The sequence below is a fragment of the Microbacterium sp. BWT-B31 genome (assembly GCF_041379855.1).
GTDB lineage: Bacteria > Actinomycetota > Actinomycetes > Actinomycetales > Microbacteriaceae > Microbacterium.
Genome location: NZ_JBFECU010000011.1, coordinates 61,999 through 85,719 on the forward strand (window position 1 = coordinate 61,999; position 23,721 = coordinate 85,719).

A 23,721-nucleotide genomic window follows, 5' to 3' on the forward strand; every position below is an offset into this window, starting at 1 on the left:
TTGGCACCAGGCCAATATGCGTATGGTGGCTCTATGGATTCGCGTATCTCTGCCCGAGCCCTGACAGCCGCCCTCGGCGGATGGCGAACCCGCGAGCCCGCGTACGAGGCGCTGGCCGACGGCATCCGTCTGCTGTGTCTCGACAACCGCGTCGCCCCGCGCACGACCCTGCCCGCCGAGCGTGCGCTGTCGAGCGCCTTGGGCGTCAGCCGCAGCACGGTCGCGGCCGCGTACCGCAGCCTTCGCGAGACCGGGCACATCGCGAGCGTTCGGGGCTCGGGAAGCGTGACCCTGCCGCTGCACCGCCACGACCCCGGCCGCGCCGAGGCATCCGACGGCATGATCGACCTGCAGCAGGCCAGCCCGAAGGCGTGGCCGGGGTTGGCCGGGGTGATCGCGGATGCCGCGGCCTCGCCGGCCTCGCTCGTTTCTCGGGTGGGCTACGACGTCTTCGGGCGGCACGAACTGCGCGAGGCGATCGCCGACCGTTACACGCGGCGCGGGGTGCCCACGACGGCGCAGCAGATCGTCGTGACGACCGGGGCGCAGAACGCGATCCACCTGGTGTCGAGCGTGCTGGTCGCGCGGGGCGATCGCGTGGTGATCGAGACGCCGACCTACCCGCACGCGGCGGAGGCGTTCCGACGCGCGGGCGCCCGTCTCGTCGGCGTTCCGGTCACGACGGGCGACGGCTGGGACCTGGATCGCGCGGAGCAGGCGTTCGCGCGCACGCTTCCGATCGCGGCCTACCTCATGCCCGACTTCCAGAACCCGACGGGCCGGTCGATGACCGGCGCCGACCGAGAGCGCATGGCGAGAGCGGCCGAGAGTGCGGGCAGCGTGCTGATCCTCGACGAGACGACCGCGGACCTCGACATCGACCGCGACACGGCATCGCTCGGTGTGGCCGACGGCGACGGCTTCGGCGGCGAGGCATCGGTCGTGCGCATCGGCTCGCTCGGCAAGACCGTATGGGGCGGGCTTCGCGTGGGATGGATCCGCGCCGACGCCGACCTGGCCCGAAGGCTCGTCGCAGCGCGGTCGGCGCACGACCTCGGCACGCCGGAGTTCGAGCAGGCCGTCGCGACGCGACTGCTGGAGCGTTACCCCGAGATCATCGCGCAGCGCGCGGTCGTGCTGCGCGAAGGACGCGACGCCGCGGTGGCGAGCCTGTCGCGCGAGCTGCCGGAGTGGCACGTGCCGATCGCGGAGGGGGGCGTCTCGCTGTGGGTGGGCCTGGGCGAGCCCCTGAGCTCGGCGCTGGTGATGGACGTCCGCGCGCGGGGCGTGCTGCTCTCGGCCGGGCCGCGGTTCTCGGTCGACGGCGGCCACGACCGGCATCTGCGCATTCCGTTCACGGGCCCTCCCGACGAGCTCTCGCGAGCGGTCGGCGCGCTCGCCGAGGGATGGCGCCGCGTTCGCGGCGGCGCACCGATCGCCTACGCGGAGCAGTTCGACGCAGTGGTCTGACCCGCCGGCGGTCATCGGCTGAGACGGAGGCAGTCGACGGCGTCGTCGGCGGACCAGAAGTCGCCGAGCTCGCGCAATGAGCCGGTGGATCGGGTGAACCGCCGTGCGCGCCAGCGGACCCCTTCGGGTGCGCTGACGCTCTCGAGGTGGCCGATCATCCGGCCGGAGGGATCGTGGACGCGCCACAGCCCCGTGCGCACCGCGGTGAGGCGGATGCCCCGGGCGAGCGCACGAGGCGTGGGCGGGACGGTGGGGGAGTCGAGTGCGATGGACATGTCGCCTCCTTTCACTATCGAAGATATGTACGACCTCCGACATTCCTCCGTCCCGACCATGCGCGATCTCTCCTCCCCAGCGGCCCGGAGTCCTCGACTGCCCACAGAATGCGGCCGCCGGTGAAGCGCGGGGCATCCGCTCGCACAGGCTGGACGCGGCGCCGGTGCTCGGAGGGCACGCCGGGCATCGGCGCCCACCGGGCGCTGGCTCCGGTGCATCCCTGCAGAAAGGAATGCCATGACCGACACCATCACCATCACCGGGAACGTCGCGACGCCCCCCGAACTCAAGCGCACGAACGCGGGCGTCGCCATCACGAGCTTCCGCGTCGCGAGCGGGCAGCGCCGCTACGACCGGGCGACCGACTCCTGGGTCGACAACGGCACGAACTGGTACAACGTCTCCACCTTCCGCTCCCTCGCCGAGCACGCCATCGACTCGCTGCGCAAGGGGGACCGCGTGATCCTCAGCGGGCGCGTTCGCGTGCGCGACTGGGACAACGGCGTCAAGCGCGGCACCTCGATCGACATCGAGGCCGACGCGATCGGACACGATCTGCGATTCGGCGTGTCGCGCTTCACGCGCGACGTCTCTTCGGGCGACGGGCGGCCGGCACAGGCGGTCGACGAGTGGCGCGCACAAGAGGCCGCGGAACCGGTCGATCGGTCGGAGGCGGCCGCGTCGAACCCGGCGGGCGCACCCGAAGGCGAGACGTGGGCGGTTCCCGGCGAGCCGACCGAGGACGACGAGACTCGCGCGCTCGTCTTCGCGGGTGAGCCCACCCCGTTCTGAGGCACGCTCACAGCGGGCGATGAAGAATCGGGTCCTAGACTTGTCGCGTGACCCGCCTCGTCGCCCGCTCCCGTCCCCGAGGCGCCGTACGAACGCGCTCAGCCGCCCTCGCCGCGGCGCTGCTGATCGCGTCGACGGCGGTGCTGTCCGCCTGCGCGGCGCCTGCCCCGGCTCCGACTCGTTCGGCGTCGGCGTCGGCGTCGCCCTCGGCTTCGCCGACGACCGCTCCCGCGACGGAGGCTCCGGCGCTCGTTCCCGACGGCACCGCGTCCGACAACCTGCCCTTCTTCACGCAGGTCGTCCAGTCGGTGTGGGCAACGCCCGACCAGGTCTCGGGCCGTGCCTATATCGACGCGCTCGTCGCCGCCGGATTCGACAAGTCCGCCATGCAGGTCACCCAGGACGACTCCACGGTGGGCAACGCCGCCGAGAGCATCCTGTTCTCGGTCCAATGGGGCCAGGAGTGCCTCGTCGGCCAGGTCGGGCCCGCGACGGGCGAACCGGTCGCGGTGGTCCTGCCGGCGCTGGCAGAGGGCGGATGCCTCATCGGCACCACCCGCGCGATCGACTGGTGACCTCGGGGCTGCCGGTAGGCTGGGGCGCTGGACTCGAATCGGCAGAAGTGTGGGAGAAACGTGGCTGAGTACATCTACCAGATGGTTCGCGCTCGCAAGGCGGTCGGCGACAAGCTGATCCTCGACGACGTGACCATGGCGTTCCTTCCCGGCGCGAAGATCGGCATGGTCGGCCCCAACGGCGCGGGCAAGTCGACGATCCTGAAGATCATGGCGGGTCTTGACCACCCGTCGAACGGCGAGGCGAAGCTGTCTCCCGGCTTCACGGTCGGCATCCTCATGCAGGAGCCCGAGCTCGACGAGGCCAAGACCGTTCTGGAGAACATCCAGGACGGAATCGCCATCAAGGCGAAGGTCGACCGCTTCAACGAGATCTCGGGCCTGATGGCCGACCCCGACGCCGACTTCGACGCGCTCCTTGCCGAGATGGGCGTGCTTCAGGAAGAGATCGACGCGGCCGACGCGTGGGATCTCGACTCTCAGCTCGAGCAGGCGATGGACGCGCTGCGCACGCCGCCGGGCGATGCATCCGTGGCCAACCTCTCGGGCGGCGAGAAGCGCCGCGTGGCGCTCACGAAGCTCCTGCTGCAGAAGCCCGACCTGCTGCTGCTCGACGAGCCGACGAACCACCTCGACGCCGAGAGCGTGCTGTGGCTCGAGCAGCACCTGCAGAAGTACCCCGGCGCGGTGATCGCGATCACCCACGACCGGTACTTCCTCGACAACGTCGCGGAGTGGATCGCCGAGGTCGACCGCGGCCGGCTCATCGGCTACGAGGGCAACTACTCGACCTATCTCGAGAAGAAGGCAGAGCGCCTCGCGATCCAGGGCAAGAAAGACGCCAAGCTCGCCAAGCGCCTGGCAGAGGAGCTCGACTGGGTCCGCTCGAACCAGAAGGGCCGCCAGGCGAAGTCGAAGGCGCGCCTGGCGCGCTACGAAGAGATGGCGTCCGAAGCCGAGCGCACCCGCAAGCTCGACTTCGAAGAGATCACCATCCCGCCGGGGCCGCGCCTGGGCAGCGTCGTCATCGAGGCGAAGAAGCTCGAGAAGGGCTTCGACGGCCGCTCTCTGATCGACGGGCTGAGCTTCAGCCTGCCGCCGAACGGCATCGTCGGGGTGATCGGCCCCAACGGCGTCGGAAAGACCACGCTGTTCAAGACGATCGTCGGCCTCGAGCCGCTCGACGGGGGCGAACTGAAGATCGGCGAGACGGTCAAGATCAGCTACGTCGACCAGAGCCGCTCCAACATCGACCCCGACAAGACACTGTGGGAGGTCGTCTCGGACGGCCTCGACATCATCACCGTCGGAAAGATCGAGATCCCGTCGCGCGCATACGTCTCGAAGTTCGGCTTCAAGGGACCTGACCAGCAGAAGAAGGCCGGCGTGCTGTCGGGGGGCGAGCGCAACCGCCTGAATCTCGCGCTCACGCTGAAAGAGGGCGGGAACCTGCTCCTCCTCGACGAGCCGACCAACGACCTCGACGTCGAGACCCTCCAGTCGCTCGAGAACGCGCTGCTCGAGTTCCCCGGCTGCGCCGTGGTCATCACCCACGACCGCTGGTTCCTCGACCGCATCGCGACCCACATCCTGGCATACGAGGGCACCGATGAGAACCCCGACCAGTGGTACTGGTTCGAGGGCAACTTCGAGGCCTACGAAGAGAACAAGATCGCGCGCCTGGGTGCCGACGCCGCCAAGCCCCACCGCTCCACGTATCGCAAGCTCACCCGTGACTGACGTGTCGCAGGAGGCCGACGCGGGCCTCCCGGCCCGTCGCGTGAGGATCCCCATCCACCTGAGGTGGGGCGACCTCGACGCCTTGGGGCACGTCAACAACACGTCGATGCTGAAGCTGCTCGAAGAGGCACGCCTGCGGGCGTTCTGGCAGCCGGAGGACGGGGCGGATGCCGCGCCCACCGCGGTCTTCGACATGTCGGTGCTCGAGGGCGGCGGCAGCCGTGCGACCCTCATCGCGCGCCAGGAGATCGAGTACCTCCGGCCCGTACCGTACGGTCAGCGACCACTGGATGTGCAACTGTGGATCGGCCGCATCGGCGGATCGAGCATCGAGGTCTGTTACGAGGTGTTCAGCCCCATCGGAGACGAGCCGCAGGTGCTGTACGCCCGCTCGTCGGCGGTGGTCGTGCTGGTCGACACCGCCACCGGGCGCCCCATCCGTCTGACCGGCCGCGAACGCAGCGCCTGGGAGCCGTACGTCTCAGAGCCGATCCGCTACCGCCGCTGAGGCGCCTCGGCGTGGCAGGGCAGGCCGGTCACCGGTCGCGGTGCTCTGGAACGCGCACCATGACCTCCTGCGCGACGCTCGCCATCAGCCGTCCGTCGCGGGCGTAGATGCGTCCGGTCGCGAGCCCGCGACCGGCGCGGGCGCTCGGCGACTCCTGCACGTAGAGCATCCAGTCATCCACCCGACCGTCGCGATGCCACCACATCCCGTGGTCGAGGCTGGCGACCTTGAGACCGGGCGTCGCCCACGCGATGCCGTGGGCGCGCAGGATCGACTCCTGGATCGTGAGGTCGCTGAGGTAGGCGAGGGCCGCGCGCTGGATGGTCGGGTCGTCGGGAATCGGTCGGCGCACGCGCATCCACACCGCCTGACTGGGCATGCGCTCGGCGCCCGCCTCGAGATAGATCGGCGACGGGATGTGCCGGAGGTCGGCTGGCCGGTCGGTGAAGAGGCGCTTGGACACCGGGTGGAGCCCGGTGAGGTGATCCTCGATGTCGGGCAGGTCTTCGGGCTGCGGCACGTCCGTCGGCATCGGGGCGGCGTGGTCGAGCCCGCTCGACTCGGTCTCGAACGAGGCGATCATCGAGAAGATCGGCACCCCGCCCTGAAACGCCTGCGTGCGCCGCGTCGAGAACGACCGACCGTCGTGGATGCGGTCCACCGAGAACGTGATGCCCTGGTTCGAGTCCCCGGGGCGCAGGAAGTAGCCGTGCATCGAGTGCACGGAACGGTCTTCGTCCACCGTTCGGGTCGCGGCGACGATCGACTGCGCGAGCACCTGGCCGCCGTAGACACGGCCGAGCGGCATCTTCTGCGACACCCCCGTGAAGATGTCCTCGGTGGTGCGTGCCCCCGTCTCGAACAGCGCGAGGATCTCGAGCATGCTGGCGACGGGATCGGCATCGGGCACCAGGTCCGGTGGAGCGGGCTGGTTCGCGTCGGTCACGGGTCCTCCGTCTGGACGGCGGGACTCGCACCGTCGCTTGGTAGTTTAGGCGGATGCCCGCACGCGTTCTGTTCGCCGATCCGCACGCCGCACAGGATGCGCTGACCTTCGCCGGGCGGACGGCACGACTGGGCGACGGCGCGGTGCGACTGGCCGCGAAGAGCGGCGTCCTGGCGATGACCTCGGCGCCGCTGGCCCCGCGCGGACTGTTCGACGCGACGCCCACCGTGCTGGGCATGCGCACGCTCCCGGCCGATCTCGAACTCGAGTGCGACCTCGTGGTCGACGCGACGGCGCTGCACGCCGACGCCGACGATTCCCGCGCCGTCGTGCTGCCCGACACCGCCGTCTCGCCCGCGTGGGTGGGCATCGCGCCACCGCGGGCGGGGTGGGTGGTCACCGGTTCGGTGGCGGCATCCGTTCTTGCCGCCCGCGCGCAATGGGGGATCGCAGCGGTCGCCGACGCGGTGCCGCGAGAGGCGGGAGAGGATGCCGTGCGCGCCGTGCGCGCGTCGGTGTGGGGCGGCGCCGACGACGAGCTCGCGGGGCTCCCGCTGGGCGCGGCCTTCGCGGCGTTCGCCCTCGGGTTCATCGTCGGCGAGGAGGAGGTGGCGGTGCGCACGTCCGGTCCGTGGACGCGGCTCACCCTCGCGCGGGGGCATGTGATCGTGCGGGGTCCGGCGCGCGTCGGACTCACCGACGTGCGCCGGACCGGCTCGTCGGCGTAGCGTCAGACGGCGGCCGCTGCGGCGCGACCGGCGATGCGGCCCGAGAAGAGGCATCCGCCGACGAACGTGCCTTCGAGCGCACGATAGCCGTGCACGCCGCCGCCTCCGAAACCGGATGCCTCGCCCGCCGCGTACAGGCCGGGCACCGGCTGACCGCCCGCCGCCAGCGCGCGGCCCTGCAGGTCGGTCTCGATGCCGCCGAGGGACTTGCGGGTGAGCACGTGCAGTTTCACCGCGATGAGGGGTCCGGACGCGGGGTCGAGGATGCGGTGCGGCGGCGCGGTGCGGATGAGCTTGTCGCCGCGGTAGGACCGTGCCGAGCGCAGCATCGCGATCTGTGCGTCCTTGGTGAAGTCGTTGTCGATCTCGCGATCGCGCGCCTCCACCTCGAAGCGCACGCGGTCGGCGTCGAGCGCATCTCCGCCGGGGAGGGCCTTCATGCCGTCGATGAGGTCGGCGAGGTTGTCGCGCACGACGAAATCGGCGCCCTTGTCCATGAACGCCTGCACCGGTCCCGGCGCGCCCTTGCCGAGGCGCGACTTCACCAGCAGCTGCAGGTCCTTGCCCGTCAAGTCGGGGTTCTGCTCGCTTCCTGAGAGGGTGAACTCCTTCTCGATGATCTTCTGCGAGAGCACGAACCACGAGTGGTCGTGGCCCGTCTGACGCAGGTGGGCGAGGGTGCCGAGGGTGTCGAAGCCGGGGAACAGCGGCACGGGAAGACGGTGGCCGGTCGCGTCGAGCCACACCGAAGAGGGCCCGGGCAGGATCCGGATGCCGTGATCGGGCCAGATCGGATCCCAGTTCTGGATGCCCTCGACGTAGTGCCACATGCGGTCCCGGTTGATCAGGCGCGCACCGGCGGCGCCTGAGACGAGCTGCATCGAGCCGTCGACGTACGCGGGGACGCCGGTGACCATCGTCGCCGGCGCGGTGCCGAGGCGCTCGGGCCACCACTGCCGGACGAGGTCGTGATTGCCGCCGATGCCGCCCGACGACACGATCGTCGCGCCCGCGGCGATCTCGAACGCGCCCACGACCTCGCGCGAAGATGCGACACCGCGCGCCGTGCCGGACGGCGCGAGGATGTCGCCTGACGCGCCGGTCACAGCGCCGCTGGTGAGCGTCAGGCCCGTCACGCGGTGGCGGGGGAGGATCGTGAGGCGCCCGGATGCCTCGGCGGCCTCCACAGCCGCCTGGAACGGCGCCACGAGGCCTGGGCCGGTGCCCCACGTGATGTGGAAGCGCGGCACCGAGTTGCCCGGCCCGGTGGCGGTGTAGCCGCCGCGCTCCGCCCAGCCCACGACGGGGAAGAAGCCCACGCCCTTCTCGCGCAGCCACGCGCGCTTCTCGCCGTGCGCGAACTGCAGGTACGCCTCGGCCCAGCGCTTCGGCCAGGCATCCTCTTCGCGATCGAAGCCGGCGTTGCCGAACCAGTCCTGGCGTGCCAGTTCGAGGGAGTCCTTGATGCCGAAGCGGCGCTGCTCGGGCGAGTCGATGAAGAAGAGCCCGCCGAATGACCACCACGCCTGTCCGCCCAGGTTCGTGCGCGGCTCCTGGTCGACGATGACGACCCGCTTGCCCGCGGCGGCCGCCTCCGACGCGGCGACGAGACCGGCAAGGCCCCACCCGATCACGAGCAGATCGGTGGAGTGGGTCGAGGTGGCGGGCATGGCGACTCCTTTGTCAGGGGGGTTGTCCGGGGGTTCGGATCGCGGGGCCGGCCGCCGTCAGGCGTCGCCGTCGTCGTGCGCGGGCACGCGCGGAACCGCGGTGACAGGCAGTGCGCCGCGCGAGCGACCCGCGGCTTGCGGACCGATGCCGGTCGGCTCGAACGTGTTTACCATCGCGAACGCGGCGCGCTGCAGGTAGTCCCACAGCGTGGTCTCGTGAAGCGGCGCCAGCGAGAGCTCGTCGACGGCTGCGCGCATGTGGTGCAGCCACCGGTCGCGCGCGTCGGGGTTGACGTGGAACGGCGCGTGCCGCATGCGCAGGCGCGGGTGTCCGCGGCGCTCGCTGTAGGTCGTCGGCCCGCCCCAGTACTGCTCGAGGAACAGGGTCAGGCGCTCGCGCGCGGGGCCGAGATCCGCCTCGGGATACATCGACCGCAGCACCTCGTCGGCGGCGACCCCGCGGTAGAACGCGTCGACCAGGCGCACGAAGGTGTCATGGCCGCCGACCTCGTCGTAGAAGCTCAGGGGCTGGGCGGTGTCGGATGCGTCGGTCATGAGGTCTTCTCCGGTGCCGCGTCGGCGCCCTTGCCGGGGCGCTTCGGCTTCCACGTGGGCCGCTCGGGCGGCGTCGCGACGGGGTTCGGCTTCGTCTTGGGGGCGTTCGCGCCGCGGACGCGCTGCGCGCTGTCGAGCCCCATCAGGGTGATCGAGTTGAGCTGGGGAAGGGTGAGGCCCATCTCGTCGATGGCCTTCTTGAGCCGCATCCGCAGTTCGCGTGCGACGTCGTCCTTCGCGTTGGCGCGTGTCTTCTGCACGAGGCGGATGACCAGCGCATCGCCCGAGACGGACTCCAGCCCCCACATCTCGGGCTGCTCGAGCACGCGCGTGCGCCACTTCGGGTCGGCGACGAGGCTCTTCGCCGCGGCGAGCATCCTGTCTTCGACCTCGACGATGTCGGCGTCGACGGGGACCGCGAGGTCGATGATCACGCGCGACCAGCCCTGCGACATGTTGCCGATGCGCGTGATCTCGCCGTTGCGGACGTACCAGAGCGTGCCGTTGACGTCGCGCACATGCGTCACGCGGACGCTCACATACTCCACGATGCCCGTCGCGAGACCGAGGTCGACGACGTCGCCGATGCCCACCTGATCCTCGGCGACGATGAAGATGCCGTTGAGCACGTCCTTGACGATGTTCTGGGCGCCGAAACCGAGGCCCGCGCCGATCGCCGCCGACAGCAGCGCGAACGAGCCCAGCACGCTCGCATCGATGATGTTGATGATCATCAGGAGCGCGACGATCACGATCGCGACGTTGACGATGTTGCCGAGGATCGAGCCGAGCGTGCGCGTGCGTTGGACGAGCCGCACCGCGGCGAGCGGGGAGCGGTCCAGCGCACGCGTGTCATCGACGTTCGCCTTGTTCTTCGCGCCCGACACGATGCGGTTGACGACGCGGCGGATCACGAACTTCAGCAGCCACGACAGCAGGACGGCCCCGAGGACCACCGCGGCGATCCCGAGCAGCTTTCCGCCGGTGGCCGTCGTGATCAGCAGCCACCACTCCCACGTCCATTGGGCCGGCGGGGCGGTGTCGAAGGGCAGGAGATCCATCGTGTCGATCCTAACGAGGGCGGCTGGGCAGGAGTTCAGACTCTCTCGCGGGCAGGGCCTCGACCTCGGCGACGACGGCGGTCAGGTCGGGCGGGGCGGCGGTGAGCGCGGGACGCGACGGCGCAACGAGCACCGGCATCCGACCTCCCTCACACGCTTGGGATGACCGTTCTCAGTAGGACAGGTCGACGGCACGCGGCGCGTGGGAGAGGGTGAGAATTCCTCTGCCGAAACAGCAAGACGAGCCCTGTCGTCCGGCTCCGACGTTCTGCGGCGCAGCAGGTGGGTCAGCACGGTCAGGTGCGGGAACTCGATGAGCATGCCGAGGATGATCGCCGCGTAGACGACCGGCTGGCCGGGCAGGGCGACGGTGGTGACGGCGAGCATGAGCGGGGCATTTCGCGCCGAGGTCGTCATCGTCAGCAGCGCGTGCGCGGAATGGTGGAGCCGGAACAGGCGTGCGACACCCTCGCCGATCGCATAGACGATGCCGAAGAACAGGAAGACGACCAGCAGCACCCATCCGAACGCGGCGGGGTCGGCGAGGATCATGCCGACACTCCCGGCGAACAGGCCGAGGATCACGGCGGCGATCACCAGCGGCACCGCCCGGTCGGCGAGCTGCATGATCCGCTCGCGCAGCGCGAGCGAGAGGGCAAGGCGCAGCACCAACCGCAGCGCGAGCGCGATCCCGGCCGGCAGCGCGAACCACGTCGCCAGCGTCGGCACGATCGCGTCGAGCGCGGGCGCGACCTGCTGGCGGGCGAGCAGGGCGAGCCAGACCGGGTAGAGCAACAGTTGGAGGGGCATCTGGATCGGGATGAGCGCGGCTCCGGTGGTCGTGTCGCCGCCAGCCATGCGGGTGAAGCCGAGGAACCAATCCGTGCAGGGGAACAGGCAGTAGATCAGCGCCCCCAGCCGCAGCGCGTCCTCGGGAAGCAGCAGCGAGGTCAGCGCGAACGCGATCGCCGGCACCAGGGCGAAGTTCAGCGTGAGCGCGAGCATCGCCGTCCGCGGCGCCCGTCTCAGGGAGGCCAGGGAGTCCAGCCGGAGCGTGAACACGAGCAGCCCGACCAGCAGCAGGATCGCCGGGTCCACCACCGGCCTGAGGGCGTCACCGGCGGCGGGGGCGAGCGCGCCGGCCAGGCTTCCCGCGAGGATCGCGGCGACGAACAGCCCCGTGATCGCCCAGGGTCGGGGCGCCGCGGTCAGCATGCGCACTCGACCCCGCAGCAGGACAGGTCGTCGGTGAGCATCCCGGCGCTTCGCCATTCCTCGAGGGCGCCGCAGTCCTTGCCCTGCGATTCGCCGATGACTCGGGCGATGTGCGCGAAGCGCTGCCGGAACTTATAGACGAAGCAGAACTTCAGCCCGCCGTGCCGGATCGCAGGCCCGGACAGGAACAGGCCCGGCGTGATCGTGGACTGGTCGTCCTCGTCGAGCTCGGGCCACCCGTCCGGCCGGCGCGCGAACAGATCGGCGACGGGGCCGAGGCCTGGTCCGAACCCGGTGGCGGCGATCGGGCGGGAGTCGGCGCGGATCCTCGTGCCGTTGTCCAGGCTTACGATCCATTCGGCGCCGTCGCGCTTGATGCTGCCAGCGTGCGCACCGGTCAGGGTCAGCCGGCCGGTCGCCGTCGCGGCGTTGAGCCGCATCCGAGAGCGGGGCGCGAGCCGAAACGAGGGGTCTGAGCCGGAGTCGGCGTCCCACGGGCTCTCGCCGTCAACGGTGGTGACGGTCGCACCGTGCTCGACGTGGTGGCAGGCGATGTCGATGCCGGACTCGTAGCCGCCGATCACGATCACCCGACCATCCCTCTGCTCCCACGCCTCCAGGGTCGCGGAGTGGTCGGCGAGGCTGACACCGGACAGGCGCGCGTCGGGGCGGTCGGCGAACTCGCCGCCGGCCCACACCACGGCTCGCGCGCGCACCGGCCCGCGCGAGGTCTCCACCTCGAAGCCGCCGTCGGCGGGCTCGACCACGGTGACGTCGGTGTCGGACAGCACCGGCACCCGGAAATGCTTCACGACGCTCCGCAGGTACTTCGCGTACTGCGGCCCCGTCAGGTAGTCCGCCCCAAGGCTGAACGCCGGCGAGGTGCGGGGGTGCACCGCGTTCAGGTCCGTCGCCCCGAATCCGTTGCCGGTGAACGACGGCGTAAGGAACGTCTGTGCCTCGGGCCAGTCGAGGAAGGTCTGCCCGATCTGTCCGCGGTCGACAACGCCGAGCACGAGGTCATCGACCGCCGACAGGGCCAGGGCCGTGCCGATCCCGGCGGGGCCGGCGCCGACGACGAGCGCGTCAAGGGTCTTCTGGGGGGGAGCCATATCGCTATGCCTTCTAGGTGCGTCGCACCGGATCAGGTGAGAATGATTCTCAATAGACTACGGTAGGGCACAGCTTGCCCCGGACGCGCCGGGCAGCCAGGCGACGAAAGGAGCCCGATGGTCAGCGATGCCGTAACGCCTGGCCGACGACTTGCCGGTCTCCGTCTGCCGCGTCGAGCGCGCCCGGCCGACACCGCGGACGTGACGAGCGTCGCCGATGGGCGGGGGTCGGCGGACCGGCTCGCGATCGATCGGGAGACGCTGCGGCGGAACTACCAGGAGGAACGGCAGCGTGAGGCGCGTGAGCGCGAGTTCGAGCGCCGCCGTCGACTGCACCTGTGACGCGAGCCTGAGCCGTCAGCCGCCGTATTGCATCCGTTCGACCCGGGCCGCGAGGCGGTTCAGCACGGCGGTCTCGGTCGTCCTGGTCGCTGCGCGAGTTCAAGGGCGAGCAGTCGGGCGACGGTTGCCAGTCCGACCACGACGTCGGCGGGCTCGGGTTTGCGCCGCGCGGTATCGGGCATCGGTGTCTCCTCGGCTCGGCTCGGCTCGGCGCGTCGGGGGTGGCTCAGCCCTGGCGGCCCTTGTACCGCGGGTTGAGCTTGTTGATGACGTAGACCTTGCCCCGACGGCGCACGACCTGCGCACCGGGCTGGTTCTTCAACGACTTGAGCGAGGCGCGAACTTTCACGGCAACTCCTTAGTGAGAATGATTATCATTAGGGACTATACCTTCGGCGAGAGCGGGGAAACAACGGTGGATGCAGTAGGCGTGATCGCGGTCGTCGGAGCGTGCGGGCCGGAGCGGCTGCGCTATGCGAAGCGGCTGGCGCAGCTGACGAACCGGGCGTTCTTCCCCGCGTCCCGCCTGGCCGGCTCACCTGATGCGGCGCAAGAGGCCACCGTGCTCGCCTCGTGGACCGATCCGGCTGCGGGAGCGGTAGTGGAGGTGCCCGATGCGGTGGTGGCGACTGAGCTGATCGGGACGTTCGCCGACCAGGAGGAGCGCGCCCGGCTCATCGGCCTGATCTGCGTCGTCGACGCCGCGCATCTGCTCGACGACCTGCACCGCGACGACTACCTGCCGCTGCGTGACGCGGACAGCGGGATCGCGGCGCCGATGACCGCACGGGCTCTGCTGACCGTCATGCAGATCGAGTACGCCTCCACGATCGTCTTCGTGGGCTGGGAGGCGCTGCCGCCGTTCGAGCTCGCGACGATCATGGCGCTGGTCAGCCACCTGAGCCCGTTCGCCCGGCTGCGGCTGCACCGGCGCACGATCGAGCACGTCGGCGCGACCGGTCCCTACGTTCCGGGGCAGTCTCGCCCTGGCTGGGTGAGTCTGCTCAACGGGGACTTCGCCCCGCACATGACCGACGCTCGCGTCAGCGCGTTCCGCTATGAGCAGGTCCGCCCGCTGCATCCGAGGCGGCTCATGACGCTGCTCGACCGGATCGAGGACGGAGAGTTCGGCGTCCTCGTGCGCTCGGCCGGATTCTGCCGGCTCGCGACCCGCCCGCGCGTCGTCGCACAGTGGGAGCACGCCGGCCAGATGTTCTCCCTGAACCCGCTCAGCGACGACAGCCGACTGGCAGATGACGAGGAGCTGCTCGCCGTCGGCCAGGATCTCGCGTTCATCGGTCTCCGCCTCGAATGCGACCGGCTCGCTGCCGCGATGGACAACGCAGCCTTGACCGATGCTGAGCTGGCGGCGGGCCCGATGGCCTGGGCCGGGTTCGCCGACCCCTTCCCGATCTGGCAGACCGCCACCGACCGGGCCGACTGAGCCAGCATGACGAAGGGGACGTGCCGTCGACGCGGGACGTCCCCTTGCGCGGGCGAGCGGCGGTCAGTGCTCGTCGTAGTGGTCGCCGTGCTCGGCATGCCGGTGCGTGCCGAGCAGGTAGTCGATGTGATCGCCGTGCTCAACGGCCTCGTGGCCGCAGCCGGCACCGTGTGCGTGCTCCGCCAGGCTGTGCTCGGCATGGGGGTCGGTGATGGTCATGGTGTCTGTTCCTTCCGTGATGAATCCGCAGCAACGTAGGCCGCGGCGGGCTCGAGGACGTGCGCGAGCGCGTCGGCGATGACGTGCGACACATGCACGTCGGCCAGCTCATACGTGACCTCCTTGCCGCTGCGCGTGGAGGACACCAGGCCCGACTGACGCAGCGAGCGGAGGTGCTGGGACACCAGCGGCTGCGACATTCCCGTCGCCTCCGCCAGCGCCCCCACGGTCCTCGGCTCATCGCCGATGAGTCGCAGCAGCCAGAGCCTCGACTCATTGCCGAGCACCTTGAACAACTGCGCCGCATCCGCCAGACCGGGCTCCTTATGCACGGCACCATCCGATCACACGCATAAACAGATTGCAATATGAATATACTCATTGAGAGGCGTTCTTGCGCAGCGCGATCGAAGGGAGACTGGATCATGCCCCGAGCCAGAGCCGGTGACCCGCGCAGCACGGTTCAGAAGGAGGCCATCACCGCGGCCCTCGCGCAGTCGCCCGGATTCGTCTCCGCCCAAGACCTCCACCAGCGCCTCAATGACGAAGGGAACCCGGTGGGCCTTGCCACCGTCTACCGACGGCTGAACGCTCTGGTGGAGGCGGGCGGGGCTGACACCATTCCCGTGCCCGGCGGGCAGCTGTTCCGCGCCTGCCGCCCTGGCGGCCACCACCACCTGGTCTGCGAGGACTGCGGCAAGGCGGTTGAGATCGACCCGCCCAGCGAGGACTGGCTCCTCACGGCGGCGCAACGCAACGGCTACACGATCACGCGCCACCTGCTCGAGGCATTCGGCCGTTGCTCCGACTGCGCGGCGACGTGACGCCGGAGGTCAGGGCTCGACGTCGACGCCCGGCGCGCCCGCAGTTGCACGACGGAAACGCGGGTGGACGAGGACGAAGGCCGCCACGACGGCCGTGATCGCCGTGCCGGCGATGATGAAGCCGGTGATGACCTGGATGAACCCGAGTGCGGTGAACATCCCGAACCCGGCGAGCAGGAACGGCCACACGCGCGAGTCAAACGGGCTGACCCTGGTCGGGGTTTCGATGAGCTCGTGACGGGGCTCGCGGCGCAGCCGGAAGACGATCAGGGCGAGGCCGGCCAGCAGCAGCACCGGCACCGCGATCAGCGGAGCGATGAGGCCCAAGGCCGAGAGCGCCCCGCCGATGACGGATCCGCCGATCATGGCGATGCCCTGCACCGCGCCGACGCCGGCCATCCCCTTCACCCGAGTCTTCCCGTCTGGGGTCACGTCGGCGATGTGGGCCTGCGCGGTGGGCGGCACGGCGGCGATCGCGGTGCCGAAGCCGATGCCGCGCAGAGCGACGAACAGCAGGAACAGCGTCACGCCGGTGATCGCGCCGCTCATGCCGAGCCAGGCCAGCAGCGCGAACAGGATCATCGCGACCGTCGCGAGGACGAACGCCGCCACGAGCACGGGCTTGCGGCCCAGGGATTGGGAGCGGCGCCCCCAGAACTGGCTGGTGAGCACGACCATGACCGCTGCCGTGCTGATCGTCACCCCGATCTGCCACTCGGCGAGCCCGACCTCGCGCGACAGCGGCGCGATGATCGGATTGAGGGTCATCTGCGCGAGGTAGATCAGCAGCACCGCCGCGAGCAGTAGCGGGATCTGCGGGCGAGGAGCGACCGTCTCGGGCGCCGTGGTCGGGGTGGGCGAGGTCATGGTGCCTCCTTCATTCGTTCCCGCCCCCATGGACGGGCGCGATCTGCCGCTGCGCGGCGGGCGGGGTCAGGGTAAGTTGCCGGTCGGCGGCGAGGGCGAGCAGGTCGTCGTCGTGGCTGATGAGCAGCACGACCGCGCCCGCGGCGGCGACCTGACGAATCTGATCGCAGATCGATTGGAGGTGGCGACGGTCCACGCCCGAGCTGGGCTCGTCGAAGATCACGATGCGGCGTCCGGCGACGCGGACGGCCGCGACGACGAGGCGCTGCTGCTGACCGCCGGACAGCGACAGCGGGTGCCGTTCGGCAAGGCTGGCGAGGTCGAGCACGTCGAGCACCGAGCGTGTGTCAGGCGCATCAGCGCCGTCATCAGCGGCCAGCTCGATCTCGGCCTCCACGCTATCGGTGAACAGTTGGCGTTGGACGTCCTGCATGACGATCGCGCTGGCTCGTTGCCGTGCCTTCCGGCTCATTGCGCGACCGTCAAGCCGAACGGTGCCGGCGCTGCGTTGCAGGCCGGTGACGACGCGGGCGAGGGTGGACTTGCCGGCGCCGTTGACGCCACGGATCGCGGTGACCTCGCCGGCGGCGAACACGGCGCGTTCCACCTCGAGGACGGTGCGCCCGCCGAGCCGGCAGCAGATGGCGGACAGATCCAACGCGCCCGGTGGCACCTCGCCGACCGGGAGGGGGCCGAGGATGCTGCGGCCCGTGGCTGGCAGGGCCGGCACCTCGGCGCTGCGGATTCGGCCGCGCAGCCCCTCGCGGGCAAGGTCATCGTCGGAGACCGCCCGGAATGCCACGGCGTCCCATTCGAGGTCGACGGTCCCGGCGCGCATGACGATCACCCGGTCGACGAGCTCCTGCAAGTAGCGGAGTCGATGCTCGGCGACGACGATCGTGACGCCGCGCGCCTTTAGGCCGGCGAGGGTGCGCACGAGGCGGTCGACGGCACCGGCGGACAGGTTCGAGCTCGGCTCGTCCAGCAGCAGCACGCCAGGGCCGTGCGCGGTGGCGGCGGCGATGGCGACCTGCTGCTGCTGACCACCGGACAGCTCGGAGAGGCGCTGCTCGACCGGCACGCCTACTGCAAGCGCGGACAACTCGTCGCTCACGCGCGCGCGCATCCGGTCGCGGTCGACGCCGAAGTTCTCCATCGCGAATGCGAGTTCCTCGGCGGCGCTGTCGGTGAAGAACTGGCGGCGCGGATGCTGGAGCACCGTTCCGGTGACCAGTCCGAGCTCGTCCAGTTCCGCGGTCGCCGTGACGGTCCCGTTCACGGTGACGGTGCCAGTCAGGACGCCTTCGTCGTGGAAGTGCGGGATGAGTCCGTTCATCAGCCGTAGCGCGGTGGACTTCCCCGACCCGGACGCTCCGCACAGGATGACGAACTCGCCCGGCGTGATGTGCAGGTCGGCGACGCGCAGGCTCGGGCTGGCTGCGTGCGGGTAGGTCCAGGTGGTGTTGTCGAGTCGGATCATGACAGCAGCGGGGGTGCGAGCAGCGCCCAGGCGGCGAGCGCCAGGAGGGCCAGGAGCAGGATCAGGTCGGGCGCGGCGAATCGGGGCGGGTTCATCGACGTCGGGGTTCGGCGGGAGCCTAGGCCGCGCAGGATCGCGGAGGCCGACAGGTCCTCGCTGGCGCGCAGGCTCGCGGCAATCATCGGCACGGCGAAGCGTTCCAGGCTCAGGATCGGATGGCACAGGAACCCGGTCGGGCCGGTCAGCCCGCGCAGCCGCATCGCGTCCAGCACGGCGTCCGCCTCGTAGGCCACGACGGGGAAGAAGCGCAGCATGACCGCGAGGGTCACTGAGATCGCGCGCGGGATGCGCCAGGAACGGAACGCGGCGGACAGCTGCGTGGGAGAGGTCGTCGCGATCAGGTGCATGCCGACGCCGATCGCGACGACGAAGCGGATCAGGTAGACGCACGCGATCGACACGATCGCGGTGAAGGCGTTCGGCCACCACAGCGGCAGCAGCCACCCGAGCACCCACATCGCACCGGCAACGACGGGGAGGGCGACGGCGCGCCGCCACGCGCCCTCCCAGGCGGCCAGTGCGACCGCGAGGGCGAGCGCGGCGGGTACGAAGCGCAGCCCGCCGGGGCTCATCACGACCGCGCTGACGAGGATGACGAGGATGATCTTGCTGCGCGGGTCGAGCCCCAGCCGGTTCGCGGACGCGACGACGGCCGGGGCGTCCGTGTCAAGCGAGGCCGGCGCGGACAAAGTGCTTGCGCAGGACTGCCGAACCCAGCAGACCACCCAGGAAGCCGGCGATGAGGATCGCGAGGGCGAGCAGGCCGAGCACAGGCAGCGAGAACAGCTCGTCGGATGCGCGGATGTAGTCCTCGCCCATCTGGGTCCACGTGGCCGAGCCGAAGTAGCCCTGACGGTCGTACAGCAGCGGCAGGAACGGCGAGAAGAAGCCCAGGCTGAACACGGTGTAGGCGCCGATCGCCGCCCACCTCGAGCGGTAGCGTCCGGCCAGTAGGACGAGCTCGGCGAGGATGCCGAGCAGCACGATCGCAATCGTGCTGACGAGCGTGTTGCCGCTCAGCAGGTAGAACAGGCCGACGATCGCGGCGAACAGGGTCACCATTCCGGCGTGCTTGACGCGGGTCAGGAACAGCATGAACGGGATGCCGTTGACGATGATCGAGACGGGCACCGCGAGCAGCCAGGTCAGCGGGGAGATGATGCCGAGCATCCCGATCGCGTAGGTGACGACGATGAAGATGACGGCGAAGATCGCGACGTTCAGCAGATCACGGGCGCTGAACTCGATCGAGAAGCGCGGACGCTCTGCAACAGCGGCCGCAGCGGGGGCGGGTAGGGTCTCATCGGTCATGGGGAGTCCTTTCAGGGGCGGGGTCATTCGTGGGGAGCGAGCTGCCAGCCGTCGGCCGCGACGCGCTCGTTCCAATAGCGGGCGTAGGCGCCGCCGTGGGCGAGCAGCTCGGCGTGGGTGCCGGACTCACGGATGCCACCTTCGCCGTCGAGCATGATGATCAGGTCGGCGGTCATGATGGTCTGCAGTCGGTGTGCGACGACGATCAGCGTCCGGCCCCCGCGAATCGCGTCGACGGCCTCGCCGATCGCGATCTCGTTGCCGATGTCCAACGCCGCAGTCGCCTCGTCCAGCAGCACGATCGGCGCATCCTTCAGCAGTGCGCGGGCGATGGAGACGCGCTGACGCTCACCCCCGGAGAGGCTCGAGCCGCCCTCGCCGACACGGGCGTCCCACCCGCCGGGGAGGCGACCGGCGATCTCGTCCACCCTGGCGCGCGTGGCGGCGGCGATGACCTCCTCGCGGGGCAGATCGGGGTTGCCGATCCACACGTTGTTCAGGATCGTGTCGTCGAACAGGTAGACGTCCTGGAACACCGGGGCGACCGCCGCCTCGACCACGGAGGTGCCGAGTTGGGGCAGCGGCACGCCACCGATCGACACCGTGCCGGCTTCGGGGTCGTAGAACCGGGCGATCAGCTTGGTGCTCGTGGTCTTGCCCGAGCCGGAGGGGCCGACGATCGCGGTCATCCCGCCGGCTGGTGCGGTGAACGACAACTCCTGGAGCACCGGGTCGCCGCCGTAGCCGAAGGTGACATCCTGAAACTCGATGCTGTAGTCGGCAGGCGTCGCCGGATGCTCGGGCTCGGGCAGTCTGGGGACGGCGGCTAGTTCGTCGAGCCGGTCGATGGTGGACTTCGCCACGGCGACGCCGCCGCCGAGGTCGCCCGCGACGACGATCGGCTCGTTGAACCGCACGCCGAGCACGAGCAACGCGATCAGGGTTGCGATGTCGACGGCCCCGCCGACGGCGAGGAACGCGCCCGTGACCAGCAGCACCGTGACCGAGAGCTGCACGAGGCCGGCGAAGAGCGCGATGGCCGACCCCCCGGTGATGAGCAGGCCTCGGTACTCCCGGTGCTGGTCTTCGAGCGCCTGGTCGACGAGACGGGCGGCGATGGAGCCCTCACCTGCGGTACGGAGGGCGGGCTGGGCGCGGGCGAACTCGACGACCCGGTTGGAGGCTTCGGCGACGGAAAGCGAGTGGCCCTGGTCACCGCGTCCGATGCCGCTGCTGAGCCAGCGGTAGCCGATCGCGATGATCGGGACCATGACCGTCATCGCGAGTGCCAGCCGCCAGTCGAAGAAGTACATGCCGACCAGGACAGTGCCGGGAGCGACGAAGCCAGCGAGGATCTGCCGCAGGATCGCGTAGGGCATCGTTGAGACGAACATCGCGCCCTGCGTAGCGAGGCCGGTGACGAGGCCGGTGCGGTCGGTCGAATACCAGGAGACCGGCAGCGAGACGACGCTGTCGCCGAGGCGTTCGAGAAGCGAATCGAGTACCGCGATCGACGCCTCCATCCCGACCTGGCTAGCGAACCACGACGCGGCGACGTAACCGACTGCGGCTGCGACGACCGCGATCAGCCATCCCCAGGAGGCGTCGAGGTCGCCGACGAACAGGGATCGCAGCAACGGGACGAGCAGGAGGAACGCGATGCCCTGCAGCACCGCGGCGACCACGACGAAGCTCAGCTCCGCGGTCACCAGGCGCCGGGCGCGGGGCGAGCAGTAGTGCAGCAGCCGGCGGATCATGCGCCTGCTCCTTCCGGGAGAGCGCGGGCATGGTTGGCCTGGTAGACAGCCCACATCTTCGCGAACTGCCCGCCGACCGCGACGAGCTCGGCGTGGGTGCCGCGCTCGACGATGCGGCCTCCGTCGAGCACGAGGATCTGATCGGCGCCAGTGATGGTGTGCAGGCGGTGGGCGATCACGAGCACGGTGCGGTCAGCCGCGAGGGTGTTCAGCGCGCGCTGGATCGCCGCTTCCGAGTCCGGGTCGGCGAACGCGGTCGCCTCGTCGAGCACGAGGATCGGCGCGTCGGCGAGGAGTGCGCGGGCGATCGTGAGCCGCTGGGCCTCACCGCCGGAGAGGTTCGCGTCCTCGCCGACCACGGCGTCGTATCCGCGTTCGAACCGCATGATGCGATCGTGGATCTGCGCGGAGCGGGCAGCGGCCTCGACCTCGGCGTCGGTCGCGTCGGGCCGGGTGAGGCGGATGTTGTCGCGCAGGCTCGCGCGCAGCAGCTGCGCGTCCTGGAACACGAAGCCGACCTGACGGTACAGTTCGCCGGAGGCGACCTGGCGCACGTCCGCTCCGCCGATGTCGACGGCACCCGCGTCGACGTCGTAGAACCGGGGGACGAGCTTCGCGAGCGTCGACTTCCCCGACCCTGAGGCGCCGACGAGGGCGGTCAAGGTGCCGGGGGCGCAGGATGCCGCGATCTTGTGGAGCACGCGGCGCTCGCCGTCGTAGCTGAACGCCACGTCCTCGAATCCGACCGAGCCGCCCACCGGCGTCTGCGGAGCGTTCGGCTGGGTAACCGGGGGGAGCGCGAAGAACGCGGCGAGCGACTGCTGGGCCTTGCCCGCGTTGCGCAGGAACTGGCCTGACGCCCCGAGCTTCATCAGCGGCGCGGTCAGCCCGAGCCCGAGGAGCAGTCCTGGGAGCACGTCGACCGGAGACGCGCCGCCGTTCGCGACGAGCCAGACGGCGGCGGCCAGCAGCCAGGCGAGGACGACGATCGGCGAAGCCAGCAGTTCGACGATCGTGAACGCCACGGCCGTCTCACGGGTCCACTCGCCGACGAGCCTCGAGTATTCCGCGGTGGCGTCTCGGTAGCGGCGGTGGCTGCGTCCTAACTGCCCGAACCGCTTGACGACGGCGATTCCCTGCACGAACTCGACGGTCGCACCCGACAGTGTCTGGGTCGCCTGGTCGTACTGCACGTACTTCTCGCCGGCGCCCCGCATCATCAGCGGGTAGACGAGCATGATGAGGACGAGTGGCACGAGCGCCGCAAGCGCCATCCGCCACTCCACGACGAACAGGTAGACCAGGCTGATGACGGGCACCGTGATCGCGGTGAGGATGTCCTGTATGGAGTGTGCGACGAGCTGGTGCAGCGCGACCACATCGTTCTCGATGAGCTTGCGCACCGACCCCGAGCTGTGCTGGTCGAACCACCCCAGCGGGAGGCGTTGTAGGTGGCGGATGATCCTGCGCCGCAGGGAGTGCTGGAGTTCGGCATCCGCGAAGTGGCCGACGAGGCCGGACAGGAAGGCCGCGCCGAAGCTGACCACCAGTGCGACGACGGCGACGATCACGATCGCCCATACATGCCTGACGTCGATGGCGGCACCATCGATCGACGGCAACAGAGTGCGCGCGAGTTCCACGATCGCGATGAACGGGATCACGCTACTGACGGCGCCAAGGGCAGCCAGGGCGATGATCCCCGCCAGGCGGCCCTGCACCGGCGCGAAGAACGATCCCTCCGCCCCTGGTGTCGCGCTTCGCTCCACGCTCATCGCACTTCTCCCTCACGTTATTGAGAACGATTATCAAACGGTACAATGAACAGTGTTCTAATCTCGACCGCGAGCCTACAAGTAAGGCAAGCCTTACTTCAATGGGTTCGCGCGGGATGCACTCGCCCGAGCCAGCCCTAGGAGCCACAGTGACCGCGACAGAACCGGCACCGTTCCACGTCGGTCTGACGCCCGAACGCGTCATCGACGCCGCGGTTGAGCTGACCCGGGAGTCGCACCTGATGAGCTGGTCGCTCCGCGACCTCGCCGGGCGGCTCGGCGTGGCCGCCTCGGTGATCTACCACCACGTCGGCGGGAAGGACTTGCTGTGCCGCCGGGTCGTGGAGCGGATGCTCCTGCAGATCGAGCCGCCCGACGCGGAACTGCCATGGCAGGAGTGGTTCCGCGCGCTGCTGTACTCGGCGGGCCCTCGCGCGGCGGCGTATCCGGGGTCGGCGAAGTGGATGCTCATGCACGGCCCGACGATTCCCGCGGTGCTGCCCGTCCTCGAGGCTGGCATGAGCGTCCTGCACCGCGGCGGCTTTGCAGGCCGCGCGGACGTCGCCTATGCGGTGCTGCTCAACAACGCCATGCTGACGGTCTCGATGGGCGACGACCGGCTTCAGCACGAGGGAGACGGCCCTCGGGACCACGCCACGATGATGGCCGAGTTCCGCCAGATGCCCGCTGCATCCGCCGAGGTCCGCGCGATGGGTCAGGACTTCATCCAGCCATTCGCGGAGGGCGGCGAGACCGCCGCGAGGATGCGCTGGGACTACTACCGTTTCGTAGTCGACACCACCATCGCCGGCCTCGATGTGAGCTCGCGGGTGGCCACGACGTAGGCCGCGCCTCCAACAGCCGCGCGGGCTGGCCATTGCACAGCTTGGTTAGTGTTCGGAGCCTCTGCCGATTCTGAGCTCGTCGAAGCCGCTCGTGGGGTCGCCCGGGACCTGATCCTCCTCCCGCACGCAACCGTTCCGCTCGCGGAAGA

At 70.0% G+C, this 23,721-nt stretch carries 26 protein-coding genes; 10 read left to right on the forward strand and 16 right to left on the reverse strand.

Annotation, left to right across the window (positions count from 1 at the left end):
* Positions 1 to 33: 33 nt before the first annotated feature.
* Positions 34 to 1,470: a PLP-dependent aminotransferase family protein gene (locus AB1K54_RS12350; protein WP_371203052.1), complete on the forward strand. Its 1,437-nt coding sequence runs from the start codon at positions 34 to 36 to the stop codon at positions 1,468 to 1,470.
* An 11-nt stretch (positions 1,471 to 1,481) separates the two neighbouring features.
* On the opposite strand, the gene AB1K54_RS12355 is transcribed toward AB1K54_RS12350, so the two are convergent.
* Positions 1,482 to 1,745, reverse strand: a complete 264-nt coding sequence (locus AB1K54_RS12355) for a hypothetical protein (protein WP_371203053.1) — start codon at positions 1,743 to 1,745, stop codon at positions 1,482 to 1,484.
* Between the two features lie 238 nt (positions 1,746 to 1,983).
* On the opposite strand from AB1K54_RS12355, the gene ssb reads away from it, so the two are divergent.
* From ssb to AB1K54_RS12375, 4 genes are read left to right on the forward strand one after another with little or no spacing between them, the layout of a single operon-like run.
* The gene (ssb, locus tag AB1K54_RS12360) at positions 1,984 to 2,538 is read left to right on the forward strand and encodes a single-stranded DNA-binding protein (protein ID WP_371203054.1); all 555 of its coding nucleotides are present in this window, start codon (positions 1,984 to 1,986) and stop codon (positions 2,536 to 2,538) included.
* A 47-nt stretch (positions 2,539 to 2,585) separates the two neighbouring features.
* A complete protein-coding gene (locus AB1K54_RS12365; RefSeq protein WP_371203055.1) occupies positions 2,586 to 3,113 on the forward strand; it encodes a hypothetical protein in 528 nt (175 codons plus the stop codon).
* A gap of 60 nt (positions 3,114 to 3,173) precedes the next feature.
* Entirely contained in the window at positions 3,174 to 4,853 is a 1,680-nt protein-coding gene (ettA, locus tag AB1K54_RS12370) for an energy-dependent translational throttle protein EttA (protein WP_371203056.1), read from the forward strand.
* Positions 4,846 to 5,361, forward strand: coding sequence for an acyl-CoA thioesterase (locus tag AB1K54_RS12375; protein ID WP_371203057.1), 516 nt, complete (start codon positions 4,846 to 4,848; stop codon positions 5,359 to 5,361). Before ettA ends, AB1K54_RS12375 begins: the two co-directional genes overlap by 8 nt.
* A gap of 28 nt (positions 5,362 to 5,389) precedes the next feature.
* On the opposite strand, the gene AB1K54_RS12380 is transcribed toward AB1K54_RS12375, so the two are convergent.
* A complete protein-coding gene (locus tag AB1K54_RS12380; RefSeq protein WP_371203116.1) occupies positions 5,390 to 6,244 on the reverse strand; it encodes an acyl-CoA thioesterase in 855 nt (284 codons plus the stop codon).
* A gap of 116 nt (positions 6,245 to 6,360) precedes the next feature.
* Here AB1K54_RS12380 and AB1K54_RS12385 point away from each other — a divergent pair, with 116 nt between their 5' ends.
* Complete coding sequence (locus AB1K54_RS12385; protein ID WP_371203058.1) at positions 6,361 to 7,035, forward strand: hypothetical protein; 675 nt, start codon at positions 6,361 to 6,363, stop codon at positions 7,033 to 7,035.
* A 2-nt stretch (positions 7,036 to 7,037) separates the two neighbouring features.
* Here the strand turns inward: AB1K54_RS12385 and AB1K54_RS12390 are convergent, their stop codons facing one another.
* From AB1K54_RS12390 to AB1K54_RS12410, 5 genes are all read right to left on the reverse strand, one after another.
* Positions 7,038 to 8,705 carry an FAD-binding dehydrogenase gene (locus AB1K54_RS12390; protein WP_371203059.1) on the reverse strand — a complete coding sequence of 556 codons (1,668 nt, stop codon included), beginning with the start codon at positions 8,703 to 8,705 and terminating at the stop codon, positions 7,038 to 7,040.
* 57 nt (positions 8,706 to 8,762) lie between these two features.
* Positions 8,763 to 9,260 (reverse strand): globin, encoded by a 498-nt coding sequence (locus AB1K54_RS12395; protein WP_371203060.1) that lies wholly within the window; start codon positions 9,258 to 9,260, stop codon positions 8,763 to 8,765.
* Positions 9,257 to 10,321 carry a mechanosensitive ion channel family protein gene (locus AB1K54_RS12400; protein WP_371203061.1) on the reverse strand — a complete coding sequence of 355 codons (1,065 nt, stop codon included), beginning with the start codon at positions 10,319 to 10,321 and terminating at the stop codon, positions 9,257 to 9,259. The genes AB1K54_RS12395 and AB1K54_RS12400 overlap by 4 nt, the downstream gene beginning before the upstream one ends.
* An 81-nt stretch (positions 10,322 to 10,402) precedes the next feature.
* Complete coding sequence (locus AB1K54_RS12405; RefSeq protein WP_371203062.1) at positions 10,403 to 11,536, reverse strand: arsenic resistance protein; 1,134 nt, start codon at positions 11,534 to 11,536, stop codon at positions 10,403 to 10,405.
* On the reverse strand, positions 11,530 to 12,648 hold the full coding sequence (locus AB1K54_RS12410; protein WP_371203063.1) for an NAD(P)/FAD-dependent oxidoreductase: 1,119 nt from the start codon (positions 12,646 to 12,648) through the stop codon (positions 11,530 to 11,532). The genes AB1K54_RS12405 and AB1K54_RS12410 overlap by 7 nt, the downstream gene beginning before the upstream one ends.
* Positions 12,649 to 12,765: 117 nt before the next feature.
* On the opposite strand from AB1K54_RS12410, the gene AB1K54_RS12415 reads away from it, so the two are divergent.
* On the forward strand, positions 12,766 to 12,990 hold the full coding sequence (locus AB1K54_RS12415; RefSeq protein WP_371203064.1) for a hypothetical protein: 225 nt from the start codon (positions 12,766 to 12,768) through the stop codon (positions 12,988 to 12,990).
* A gap of 226 nt (positions 12,991 to 13,216) precedes the next feature.
* Here AB1K54_RS12415 and ykgO read toward each other — a convergent pair whose 3' ends face one another.
* On the reverse strand, positions 13,217 to 13,339 hold the full coding sequence (ykgO, locus tag AB1K54_RS12420; RefSeq protein ID WP_371203065.1) for a type B 50S ribosomal protein L36: 123 nt from the start codon (positions 13,337 to 13,339) through the stop codon (positions 13,217 to 13,219).
* Positions 13,340 to 13,405: 66 nt separating this feature from the next.
* Between ykgO and AB1K54_RS12425 the strand changes: the two genes are divergently transcribed.
* Positions 13,406 to 14,434 (forward strand): GTP-binding protein, encoded by a 1,029-nt coding sequence (locus AB1K54_RS12425; RefSeq protein ID WP_371203066.1) that lies wholly within the window; start codon positions 13,406 to 13,408, stop codon positions 14,432 to 14,434.
* A 63-nt stretch (positions 14,435 to 14,497) separates the two neighbouring features.
* Here AB1K54_RS12425 and AB1K54_RS12430 read toward each other — a convergent pair whose 3' ends face one another.
* Positions 14,498 to 14,653 (reverse strand): zinc transporter permease, encoded by a 156-nt coding sequence (locus AB1K54_RS12430; protein ID WP_371203067.1) that lies wholly within the window; start codon positions 14,651 to 14,653, stop codon positions 14,498 to 14,500.
* On the reverse strand, positions 14,650 to 14,985 hold the full coding sequence (locus tag AB1K54_RS12435; protein ID WP_371203068.1) for an ArsR/SmtB family transcription factor: 336 nt from the start codon (positions 14,983 to 14,985) through the stop codon (positions 14,650 to 14,652). Before AB1K54_RS12435 ends, AB1K54_RS12430 begins: the two co-directional genes overlap by 4 nt.
* Positions 14,986 to 15,078: 93 nt before the next feature.
* On the opposite strand from AB1K54_RS12435, the gene AB1K54_RS12440 reads away from it, so the two are divergent.
* A complete protein-coding gene (locus tag AB1K54_RS12440; protein WP_371203069.1) occupies positions 15,079 to 15,477 on the forward strand; it encodes a Fur family transcriptional regulator in 399 nt (132 codons plus the stop codon).
* A 9-nt stretch (positions 15,478 to 15,486) separates the two neighbouring features.
* Here AB1K54_RS12440 and AB1K54_RS12445 read toward each other — a convergent pair whose 3' ends face one another.
* From AB1K54_RS12445 to AB1K54_RS12470, 6 genes are read right to left on the reverse strand one after another with little or no spacing between them, the layout of a single operon-like run.
* Positions 15,487 to 16,344, reverse strand: a complete 858-nt coding sequence (locus tag AB1K54_RS12445; RefSeq protein ID WP_371203070.1) for an MFS transporter — start codon at positions 16,342 to 16,344, stop codon at positions 15,487 to 15,489.
* 10 nt (positions 16,345 to 16,354) lie between these two features.
* Complete coding sequence (locus AB1K54_RS12450; RefSeq protein ID WP_371203072.1) at positions 16,355 to 17,824, reverse strand: ATP-binding cassette domain-containing protein; 1,470 nt, start codon at positions 17,822 to 17,824, stop codon at positions 16,355 to 16,357.
* Positions 17,821 to 18,573 (reverse strand): energy-coupling factor transporter transmembrane component T, encoded by a 753-nt coding sequence (locus AB1K54_RS12455; protein WP_371203073.1) that lies wholly within the window; start codon positions 18,571 to 18,573, stop codon positions 17,821 to 17,823. The genes AB1K54_RS12450 and AB1K54_RS12455 overlap by 4 nt, the downstream gene beginning before the upstream one ends.
* Positions 18,551 to 19,195 carry an MptD family putative ECF transporter S component gene (locus tag AB1K54_RS12460; protein ID WP_371203074.1) on the reverse strand — a complete coding sequence of 215 codons (645 nt, stop codon included), beginning with the start codon at positions 19,193 to 19,195 and terminating at the stop codon, positions 18,551 to 18,553. The genes AB1K54_RS12455 and AB1K54_RS12460 overlap by 23 nt, the downstream gene beginning before the upstream one ends.
* Positions 19,196 to 19,218: 23 nt before the next feature.
* A complete protein-coding gene (locus tag AB1K54_RS12465; RefSeq protein WP_371203075.1) occupies positions 19,219 to 20,952 on the reverse strand; it encodes an ABC transporter ATP-binding protein in 1,734 nt (577 codons plus the stop codon).
* Positions 20,949 to 22,727 carry an ABC transporter ATP-binding protein gene (locus tag AB1K54_RS12470; protein WP_371203076.1) on the reverse strand — a complete coding sequence of 593 codons (1,779 nt, stop codon included), beginning with the start codon at positions 22,725 to 22,727 and terminating at the stop codon, positions 20,949 to 20,951. Before AB1K54_RS12470 ends, AB1K54_RS12465 begins: the two co-directional genes overlap by 4 nt.
* A gap of 149 nt (positions 22,728 to 22,876) precedes the next feature.
* On the opposite strand from AB1K54_RS12470, the gene AB1K54_RS12475 reads away from it, so the two are divergent.
* The gene (locus AB1K54_RS12475; protein ID WP_371203077.1) at positions 22,877 to 23,572 is read left to right on the forward strand and encodes a TetR/AcrR family transcriptional regulator; all 696 of its coding nucleotides are present in this window, start codon (positions 22,877 to 22,879) and stop codon (positions 23,570 to 23,572) included.
* Positions 23,573 to 23,721 lie beyond the last annotated feature (149 nt).

What these genes read in the sequence shown, in the direction of transcription:
- AB1K54_RS12350 (WP_371203052.1), top strand. Translation starts at nt 34, where the DNA reads ATGGATTCGCGTATCTCTGCCCGAGCCCTGACAGCCGCCCTCGGCGGA.
- AB1K54_RS12355 (WP_371203053.1), bottom strand. Translation starts at nt 1,745, where the DNA reads ATGTCCATCGCACTCGACTCCCCCACCGTCCCGCCCACGCCTCGTGCG.
- ssb (WP_371203054.1), top strand. Translation starts at nt 1,984, where the DNA reads ATGACCGACACCATCACCATCACCGGGAACGTCGCGACGCCCCCCGAA.
- AB1K54_RS12380 (WP_371203116.1), bottom strand. Translation starts at nt 6,244, where the DNA reads ATGCTCGAGATCCTCGCGCTGTTCGAGACGGGGGCACGCACCACCGAG.
- AB1K54_RS12385 (WP_371203058.1), top strand. Translation starts at nt 6,361, where the DNA reads ATGCCCGCACGCGTTCTGTTCGCCGATCCGCACGCCGCACAGGATGCG.
- AB1K54_RS12390 (WP_371203059.1), bottom strand. Translation starts at nt 8,705, where the DNA reads ATGCCCGCCACCTCGACCCACTCCACCGATCTGCTCGTGATCGGGTGG.
- AB1K54_RS12395 (WP_371203060.1), bottom strand. Translation starts at nt 9,260, where the DNA reads ATGACCGACGCATCCGACACCGCCCAGCCCCTGAGCTTCTACGACGAG.
- AB1K54_RS12400 (WP_371203061.1), bottom strand. Translation starts at nt 10,321, where the DNA reads ATGGATCTCCTGCCCTTCGACACCGCCCCGCCGGCCCAATGGACGTGG.
- AB1K54_RS12405 (WP_371203062.1), bottom strand. Translation starts at nt 11,536, where the DNA reads ATGCTGACCGCGGCGCCCCGACCCTGGGCGATCACGGGGCTGTTCGTC.
- AB1K54_RS12410 (WP_371203063.1), bottom strand. Translation starts at nt 12,648, where the DNA reads ATGGCTCCCCCCCAGAAGACCCTTGACGCGCTCGTCGTCGGCGCCGGC.
- AB1K54_RS12415 (WP_371203064.1), top strand. Translation starts at nt 12,766, where the DNA reads ATGGTCAGCGATGCCGTAACGCCTGGCCGACGACTTGCCGGTCTCCGT.
- AB1K54_RS12430 (WP_371203067.1), bottom strand. Translation starts at nt 14,653, where the DNA reads ATGACCATCACCGACCCCCATGCCGAGCACAGCCTGGCGGAGCACGCA.
- AB1K54_RS12440 (WP_371203069.1), top strand. Translation starts at nt 15,079, where the DNA reads ATGCCCCGAGCCAGAGCCGGTGACCCGCGCAGCACGGTTCAGAAGGAG.
- AB1K54_RS12445 (WP_371203070.1), bottom strand. Translation starts at nt 16,344, where the DNA reads ATGACCTCGCCCACCCCGACCACGGCGCCCGAGACGGTCGCTCCTCGC.
- AB1K54_RS12450 (WP_371203072.1), bottom strand. Translation starts at nt 17,824, where the DNA reads ATGATCCGACTCGACAACACCACCTGGACCTACCCGCACGCAGCCAGC.
- AB1K54_RS12460 (WP_371203074.1), bottom strand. Translation starts at nt 19,195, where the DNA reads ATGACCGATGAGACCCTACCCGCCCCCGCTGCGGCCGCTGTTGCAGAG.
- AB1K54_RS12465 (WP_371203075.1), bottom strand. Translation starts at nt 20,952, where the DNA reads ATGATCCGCCGGCTGCTGCACTACTGCTCGCCCCGCGCCCGGCGCCTG.
- AB1K54_RS12470 (WP_371203076.1), bottom strand. Translation starts at nt 22,727, where the DNA reads ATGAGCGTGGAGCGAAGCGCGACACCAGGGGCGGAGGGATCGTTCTTC.